General features: G+C 36.5%; 12 protein-coding genes. 3 read left to right on the top strand and 9 right to left on the bottom strand.

What is annotated here, in order from left to right:
* The coding region (locus tag A5N85_RS02830; protein ID WP_211268048.1) for a transposase at nucleotides 1-181 on the bottom strand (181 nt) is incomplete at its 3' end.
* A 177-nt stretch (nucleotides 182-358) separates the two neighbouring features.
* Between A5N85_RS02830 and A5N85_RS02825 the strand changes: the two genes are divergently transcribed.
* The 3 genes from A5N85_RS02825 to A5N85_RS02815 are packed head-to-tail and all read left to right on the top strand — an operon-like array spanning nucleotide 359 to nucleotide 1,606.
* Entirely contained in the window at nucleotides 359-715 is a 357-nt protein-coding gene (locus A5N85_RS02825) for an IS630 transposase-related protein (RefSeq protein WP_072575885.1), read from the top strand.
* Complete coding sequence (locus A5N85_RS02820) at nucleotides 715-1,203, top strand: IS630 family transposase (RefSeq protein ID WP_072575884.1); 489 nt, start codon at nucleotides 715-717, stop codon at nucleotides 1,201-1,203. Before A5N85_RS02825 ends, A5N85_RS02820 begins: the two co-directional genes overlap by 1 nt.
* Nucleotides 1,184-1,606, top strand: a complete 423-nt coding sequence (locus A5N85_RS02815; RefSeq protein WP_072575883.1) for a conjugal transfer nickase/helicase domain-containing protein — start codon at nucleotides 1,184-1,186, stop codon at nucleotides 1,604-1,606. Before A5N85_RS02820 ends, A5N85_RS02815 begins: the two co-directional genes overlap by 20 nt.
* 238 nt (nucleotides 1,607-1,844) lie before the next feature.
* Here the strand turns inward: A5N85_RS02815 and A5N85_RS02810 are convergent, their stop codons facing one another.
* From A5N85_RS02810 to A5N85_RS17530, 8 genes are read right to left on the bottom strand one after another with little or no spacing between them, the layout of a single operon-like run.
* On the bottom strand, nucleotides 1,845-2,591 hold the full coding sequence (locus A5N85_RS02810; protein ID WP_072575882.1) for a Nif3-like dinuclear metal center hexameric protein: 747 nt from the start codon (nucleotides 2,589-2,591) through the stop codon (nucleotides 1,845-1,847).
* Nucleotides 2,588-3,655, bottom strand: a complete 1,068-nt coding sequence (gene hisC, locus A5N85_RS02805; RefSeq protein WP_072575881.1) for a histidinol-phosphate transaminase — start codon at nucleotides 3,653-3,655, stop codon at nucleotides 2,588-2,590. The genes A5N85_RS02810 and hisC overlap by 4 nt, the downstream gene beginning before the upstream one ends.
* Entirely contained in the window at nucleotides 3,642-4,949 is a 1,308-nt protein-coding gene (gene hisD / locus A5N85_RS02800) for a histidinol dehydrogenase (RefSeq protein ID WP_072575880.1), read from the bottom strand. The genes hisC and hisD overlap by 14 nt, the downstream gene beginning before the upstream one ends.
* 8 nt (nucleotides 4,950-4,957) lie before the next feature.
* The gene (hisG, locus tag A5N85_RS02795) at nucleotides 4,958-5,605 is read right to left on the bottom strand and encodes an ATP phosphoribosyltransferase (RefSeq protein ID WP_072575879.1); all 648 of its coding nucleotides are present in this window, start codon (nucleotides 5,603-5,605) and stop codon (nucleotides 4,958-4,960) included.
* Nucleotides 5,595-6,857 carry a UDP-N-acetylglucosamine 1-carboxyvinyltransferase gene (gene murA, locus A5N85_RS02790; protein WP_072575878.1) on the bottom strand — a complete coding sequence of 421 codons (1,263 nt, stop codon included), beginning with the start codon at nucleotides 6,855-6,857 and terminating at the stop codon, nucleotides 5,595-5,597. Before murA ends, hisG begins: the two co-directional genes overlap by 11 nt.
* Entirely contained in the window at nucleotides 6,858-7,085 is a 228-nt protein-coding gene (locus A5N85_RS02785; RefSeq protein ID WP_072575877.1) for a BolA/IbaG family iron-sulfur metabolism protein, read from the bottom strand. It lies immediately after the preceding gene.
* Nucleotides 7,066-7,380, bottom strand: a complete 315-nt coding sequence (locus tag A5N85_RS02780) for an STAS domain-containing protein (RefSeq protein WP_072575876.1) — start codon at nucleotides 7,378-7,380, stop codon at nucleotides 7,066-7,068. Before A5N85_RS02780 ends, A5N85_RS02785 begins: the two co-directional genes overlap by 20 nt.
* A gap of 2 nt (nucleotides 7,381-7,382) precedes the next feature.
* Entirely contained in the window at nucleotides 7,383-7,469 is an 87-nt protein-coding gene (locus A5N85_RS17530) for a hypothetical protein (RefSeq protein WP_428843248.1), read from the bottom strand.
* Nucleotides 7,470-7,482 lie beyond the last annotated feature (13 nt).

Here is a 7,482-nt window from a genome sequence, read left to right as displayed (position 1 = left end):
AAGGGGGTAACCAAACTATCTCATGCCCATGCTCTTCAATGATTGCTTGAATATCACTGCGTTTATGAAAAGCGGCATTGTCCATGACAATTACACTGTTTTTAGGTAACTCAGGTAACAGTGCTTCTCTCACCCAATGAGAGAAAATATCGCTGTTAATAGAACCATCATATATAGTCAAATCACTTATAATCCAATCTATCCAAAGCAGATATATAGTCAAATCAACTAAAAAACAGGACGTTTTATAAACATGACCTTAGTGCTTCTGGCGGTAAATGGTGTTCTGTTTTTTAGCTGATTGCACTATAAAGAACAACTTGTAGTAGAATTATCAAAAACAAACTGAGCATATCCTATGACCTACTGTCGCCAATTCCGACAGAAAATTCTTAACGATATTGCTAATGGAGAAACTTGGCGCGCTGTTGCAAAGCGCTACAAGATCAGCAAATTCACCGTCTATAGCTGGATTAAAAATCCCCATCCTAAAGGCTTTACTGAGCGTAAGCCCTCAAAGATTGATGATGAAGCCTTGCTTAAGGATATTGAGCAGTATCCTGATGATTACCAATGGGAAAGCGCTAGACGTTTTAATTGCTCGCAATCAGCGATTTGTTATGCTCTAAAGCGACTAAAGATAACGCATAAAAAAAGATTAACCAACATCCAAAAGCCGACACAGAGAAAAGAGAGCACTTTCAAGAACAAATAGTGGATAAGACCGCTCAAGACAAACCGATAGTCTATCTTGATGAATGTGGTTTTATAGCCTTTGATCATAGACCTTATGGCTACAGCACAAAAGGACAAATTTGTCATGGAAGTGATAACTGGCATTTAAAGAACCAGAGCAATGCGATTGGAGCCATTATCAATGGAGAATTGTTTGCCTTACGCTTATATGATGGTTCTATTAACAGCGATATTTTCTCTCATTGGGTGAGAGAAGCACTGTTACCTGAGTTACCTAAAAACAGTGTAATTGTCATGGACAATGCCGCTTTTCATAAACGCAGTGATATTCAAGCAATCATTGAAGAGCATGGGCATGAGATAGTTTGGTTACCCCCTTATAGTCCAGACTTAAATCCCATTGAAAAGATGTGGGCTTGGATTAAGCAAATCCGCAAAGAATGGCGGATGGATTGTATTGATACTTTATTCTTTTATCTGCTTTGGATTGGGTTGGGTTTTAGATGATTGCACTATATATGCAAAAATAGATAACAAAGAAATTATTGTTAATCGCTCTGGTCAACCTCTATATTGTTTAAGCTATGGTTCTGATACAGTTCTAGGAATTGTAAGCCCTAAGTTATTTGCGGATTTTGCTGTAGCAACAAATTTATACATAACGACTACTGCTCTGAATAGAGAAACAATGATTAAAGCAGCATCCATTGTTCAATCAGCATTTCATAAAACAAAAACCAATATTCCTAGTCAAGGTGGCACAAAGCAAATACATTACTATAGACTGACTAATTCAGAACAGGCAAAAGCAAAACTCTCTCTTTATTTAATACCAATTAAAAATCTACCTAATAATTTGAGAGAAAAAATAGATGATATAGGAGTTTCGGATGTACTCGCCAAGACATAAAAAAATGAACAAATTAAATGCAAAAATTGACTATATTTTTGTAGACATTTTTAAAACAATTTGGCATGATAAACATAGCAATAAGAAGCTTCTGATAAGCCGTAGGTCCTGTTGTAATCTTGCAGACCCTCTATGCCCTAAAGTAAATAGGTAATAATACTATTACCTATTTGAGCTAATCTTATTAATCCAAATGAGTTTGCTAAGATTAGCTAGCTATTTTATTTATTATCGATTACTAAAATGGATTTGCTTCATCAAAGAAGCTTGCTTCTATTGAGAATTCATCCTGAAAAACTTCAACCATTTTTTTAACGCCAAATCTCTCCGTTGCATGATGTCCACAAGAAAAATAAGCGATACCTAATTCTTTTGCTTCATGATACGTTCTTTCAGCATATTCTCCACTGATAAAAACTTCCGCATCTTCTTTTACTGCTTGCGCAAGGAAATCCTGTGCGGCACCTGTACACCAAGCTATTTTAGTAACTACTTTTTCAAGCAACGCCCCAACCATCATTGGATTTCGGTTAAGTACGCTAGTTAGTTTTTGTGAAAGCTGCTCTATTGTCATAGAATTTATTTCTCCATGCCAAATAAGCTCTTCACAAGCAGATTGTCGGATATTTCTTGCCTCTATTGCTTGTCCAAATAAAATATTATTTCCATATTTAGGATGTTGATCTAGAGGAAGATGATAAGCAATTAGATTAATGTTATTTTCCAGAAGTTTTTTCAAACGATTACGCTTAATAGAAACTATTTCAGACGCTTCACCTTTCCAAAAATATCCGTGATGAACAAATAATGCATCTGCTTTATTTGCTATAGCTGCATCAATTGCTGCTTCAGAAGCACTAACTGCCGTTAGTATTTTCTTAATTGTTTCTTTACCTTCTACTTGTAATCCATTAGGAGCATAGTCACGAAAATTTTTAACCATAAAAAACTGGTTTAATTCCGTAATTAAATTTGAATTTTTCATCGACATTTCTCCAATGCAGCCATAAGTTGAATGTTTTCTTTATGATTGCTAATAGTAAGTCTTAAACAATTTTCAAGTAATGGATGACTATTATTAAGATTCTTGACTAAGATATTTTCAGATTTCAATTTTTCAAACCACTGTTGGCTATTTGGAACGCGTAAGACTAAAAAGTTGGCTTGAGAAGGAAAAATTTGGCATTCATCCCATGTTTTTAGTAGTTGATAAATTTTTTCTCGTTCTTCTTTAATTTCATAAGATTGTTGTACAATTTCTGAATAGTTTTCTAAAACAAACTGAATCGTTGCTTGTGTTAGTACATTCACATTATATGGAGCGCGTACTTTATTAAACTCATGTATCCACTTTTTTTTTCCGAATAAATAGCCAAATCTAATACCTGCAAACCCTGTTTTTGATAATGTTCTCATGATAACGACATTGTCATATTGCTCTGCAAATGCTTTAAGGCTTCCTTCGCTATAAGCAAGATAAGCTTCATCAATAACGACTAGTCCTTCTGCTTTTTCAATTATTTGAATAATCTCTGAGCTAGGATAAGTTTTTCCTGTAGGATTGTTTGGATGAGCAAGAAAAATAACGGCTGGCTGATATTTATCTATAGCTTTTAGCATTGCTGGCAAATCTAGCTCAAAATTACTTTTTGTATCTACGCCAATGTATTGCATTCCTAGAAATTTAGTTAGCAATTCATACATAACAAATGTTGGCGCTGGCGCTAAGATATAGCGATTGTTCTGAATACTTGCGAGCAAAATAATTTGAATAAGCTCATCAGAACCGTTACCAAATAAAACATCATGATTTTCACTAATATTAAAATGCTGTTTTAGTAAGTTTTCTATAATGGGATGAACAGCTGGTGGATAACGATTTAGGGCGACATTTTTTAATCTATCTAACCATTTTTCTCGCAAATTTTCTGGTAAATCGCAAGGAAGCTCCATTGCGTCTAATTTCAACATATTTGTAGGAATATCTGCAACAGCATAAGCTTTAGCTTCGCGAACTTGCGGGCTTATGACTTTTTCAATGTAATTCATCAGATTTTCCTCTTAATCTAGCCGAAAATGCGTGTGCATATAAATGCTCACGTTGCGCAAGACAATCTGCAATAGGCGATAATTTATGAGCGGAAGAGCGCGATAATTGCAATATTCCTATTCTTTTTTGGAAATCATATACACCTAATGGCGAAGCAAATCGTGCGGTACGAGAGGTTGGTAAAACATGATTTGTTCCAGCGCAATAGTCGCCAAATACTTCATTAGAATATTCACCGACAAAAATAGCGCCTGCATGTTTGATTTTATGAACAACGGTTTCTGGATGTTGTATCATTAACTCTAAATGCTCTGGCGCAATATAATTTGCAACAGATAAACATTCTTCAAGCGTTTCACAAAGAATAATGACACCACGCTCAGTTAAAGAACGATTGATAATTTCCGAACGCGGCTGGCTAGGAAGCAATTTATGAATGGAATCTATAACTTTATCTGCAAGTGTTCTGGAGTAAGTGATGAAAATTGACTGTGCCATTTCGTCATGTTCGGCTTGAGCAAACAAATCAGCTGCAACCCAATCTGGATTAGCACTATCATCTGCAATAATGACGATTTCTGATGGACCTGCAATCATGTCGATACCTACTTGTCCAAAAACATAGCGTTTAGCTTCAGCCACGTATTGGTTACCTGGTCCAGTAATTTTATCTACCGCTTGAATCGTTTCTGTTCCATAAGCCAAAGCTGCAACTGCATGCGCCCCCCCTATTTTCCATACTTCATCTACGCCACAAAGATAAGCTGTTGCAAGTACCAAAGGATTAGCAATGCCCCCAGGCGTCGGTACAACCATTACGATTCTTTTTACCCCTGCAACTTTTGCAGGAATAGCATTCATTAAAACGGATGAAGGATAAGCCGCTTTTCCACCAGGCACATAAATACCTGCACTATCCAAAGGCATGACTTGCTGTCCTAAGATACTTCCATCTGTTCTCGTATATTGCCAAGATTGTAGTTTTTGATATTCTCCATATTCCGCAATATTATCATGAGCAACTTTCAAAGCGGCTTTGGCTTCATTATCTGTAGCATCCCAAGCTCTTTTTAAATCTTTGGTAGGAACACTTAATTCTGAAACTTTTGTTGCTTTTGTACCATCTAAGATGTCAGCATAGTGCAATAAGGCTTGATCGCCTTTTTGACAAACTGAAAGAATGATATCTTCTACTCTTTGACGAACTTCTGTTTGATGTTTTGCAGAAACCGTTAATTTATCGGCGAGGGTTTCAAAAAATTTTGGATGATTACGCTCTAAAAATGCAATCATTTTTTCTCCTATTTGGCGGCGTTTTCAATGGCTCGAATAATAGGCATTAATCTAGCTTGTTTGAGCTTAAAAGCAGCACGATTAACAATAAGACGAGAACTAATTTCGCAAACAGTTTCTATTGGTACTAATCCATTTGCTTTTAGAGTGTTACCAGTATCTACTAAATCAACAATACAATCTGCAAGCCCTACTAATGGCGCTAATTCCATAGAACCATATAATTTAATGACACTGACTTGTCGTCCTTGTTTTGCAAAATGATTTTTAGCTGAATGAATGTATTTACTGGCTACTCGGATATGTTGTGCGGATAATGTCGGCGATTTTTCAGAAACCGCAACCATTAATCGACATTTTGCTATATTTAAATCTACAATTTCAAAAATATTATGAGTATCGGATTCTAATAAAATATCTTTTCCAGCTATTCCCAAATCCGCAGCACCATATTCAACATAAGTTGGTGTATCAGAAGGACGAACAACCAGCAAGCTAACATCTTCCATTGTTGTAGAAAAAATTAACTTACGACTCTCATTGATATTTTCTAAAGGTTCGATTCCTGCTGCTGAAAGTAATGGTAAAGTTTGTTTTAAAATCCGCCCTTTTGAAAGTGCAATAACAATATTTTTACTACGTTTTTCAGTCGCCATGAATGCGTTCAATGTTAGCTCCTAATAAGCTTAATTTCTTTTCAATTGCATCATAGCCACGATCTAAATGATAAATCCGCTCAATAATACTTTCACCTTCAGCAGCTAAGGCGGCAATAACCAAACAAGCAGAAGCTCTTAAATCTGTTGCCATAACAGGTGCCCCGCTAAGTTTTTCTACTCCGCGTGTCGTAGCTGTGTGTCCATCAATGAAAATATCAGCGCCCATACGCGCTAATTCAGGCACATGCATAAACCGATTTTCAAAAATAGTTTCTACCATTGTTGCACTGCCTTCAGCCAAACAATTAAGCGCCATAAATTGTGCCTGCATATCTGTTGGAAAGGCAGGAAATGGTGCCGTTCTAATACTGACAGCTTTTAATGATCGATTTTTTTGATCAAGCGTAATAAAGTCTTCTCCTCGAGTGACTTTACTTCCTGCCGCTTCTAGTTTTTCTAATACGGCTTCTAATAAATCTGGAGAAGTTTTTCGAACAGTGACACATCCACCAGTAGCCGCAGCAGCAATTAAATGCGTTCCTGTTTCAATACGGTCTGGCAAAGTAGAGTAGCGAGTTGGATGTAAAACTTCCACACCTTCAATAGTTAATGTTGAAGTACCAATACCAGAAATCTTTGCCCCCATAGCATTAAGTAAATTTGCTAAATCCGTTACTTCTGGTTCACGAGCCGCATTCTCTAGAATAGTCGTCCCTTTTGCTAAAGCCGCAGCCATTAAGATATTTTCTGTCCCCGTTACTGTAACGACATCCATTACAAAACGTTGTCCAACTAATTTAGAGGCTTTTGCTTCAATATAACCTTCTTCAATATCGACTTCAGCACCTAAGGCTTGCATACCTTTAATGTGCTGATCAACGGGTCTAGCACCAATTGCACAACCACCAGGAAGCGAAACTTTTGCTTGTCCAAATCTTGCTAAAAGCGGGCCTAAAACTAATACGCTAGCGCGCATGGTTTTAACAAGCTCATAAGGTGCCACAGGATTAGTGATTTCTGTTGCATCAACTGTTACTTGATTATTCTCGGTAAATTCAGCCTTTGCTCCCATAGCGTTTAATACTTTAATAAAAGTATGAACGTCACGTAAACGAGGAACATTGTCAATAATCGTTTGACCTTTAACCAAAAGAGTCGCGGCTAAAATAGGTAAAACAGCGTTCTTTGCACCACTGCTATCCACTTCACCAAATAAAGCCTTTCCGCCAATAATTTTTAATTTATCCATTTATTCAGCTACCTTTGTTTTTAGCTGTAAAGCATGCACTTCATTACTACTAATAATATCTTCTAATGCTTTCATGACCATACGATGTTGCTCTAACCGAGAATGACCTGCAAACGCTTCTGATATAACTGTTGCCGAATAGTGAACACCATCAGAAGTAGAAAGCGTAATTTCAGTATTTTCTCCTAAAGCTTCACGAATTCGCGATTCAATGAGTTGTTCCTGCATAGAAAATTAATTCCTTATTATTTAAATCATATAAAGATAATAAACGAGTGACTATTATGGGTAAATTCTGCCAAATAATTTTAGCTTGTTGTTTCTCTGCTTGTTGTAATAGCCAAATAAGTGCCGCGACACCAGCACTATCACAATTTGTCACTGTTGAACCATCAACGACTATCATCGAAGGTAATTTTTCTGAGAGAGCAGAAAACGGCTGATTAGAGAGATAATCAGCCGTTAAAGTTGAAACAAGCGCTAATTGCCCTTGAGTATTAATTTCACCAATTGGCGTTTGCATAATTAGTTCATTGATTGCATTTTATTAATCAATGCATCAATGCCACCTCTTTGTAACTCAGTATCGAAAGTATTCCGATAACCTGTAATTAAAGAAACGTTT

The sequence above is a fragment of the Suttonella ornithocola genome (assembly GCF_001889065.1).
Lineage (GTDB): Bacteria > Pseudomonadota > Gammaproteobacteria > Cardiobacteriales > Cardiobacteriaceae > Suttonella_A > Suttonella_A ornithocola.
Note: the sequence above shows the minus strand (reverse complement) of the source record. Positions and strands in the feature narration are given on the sequence as shown.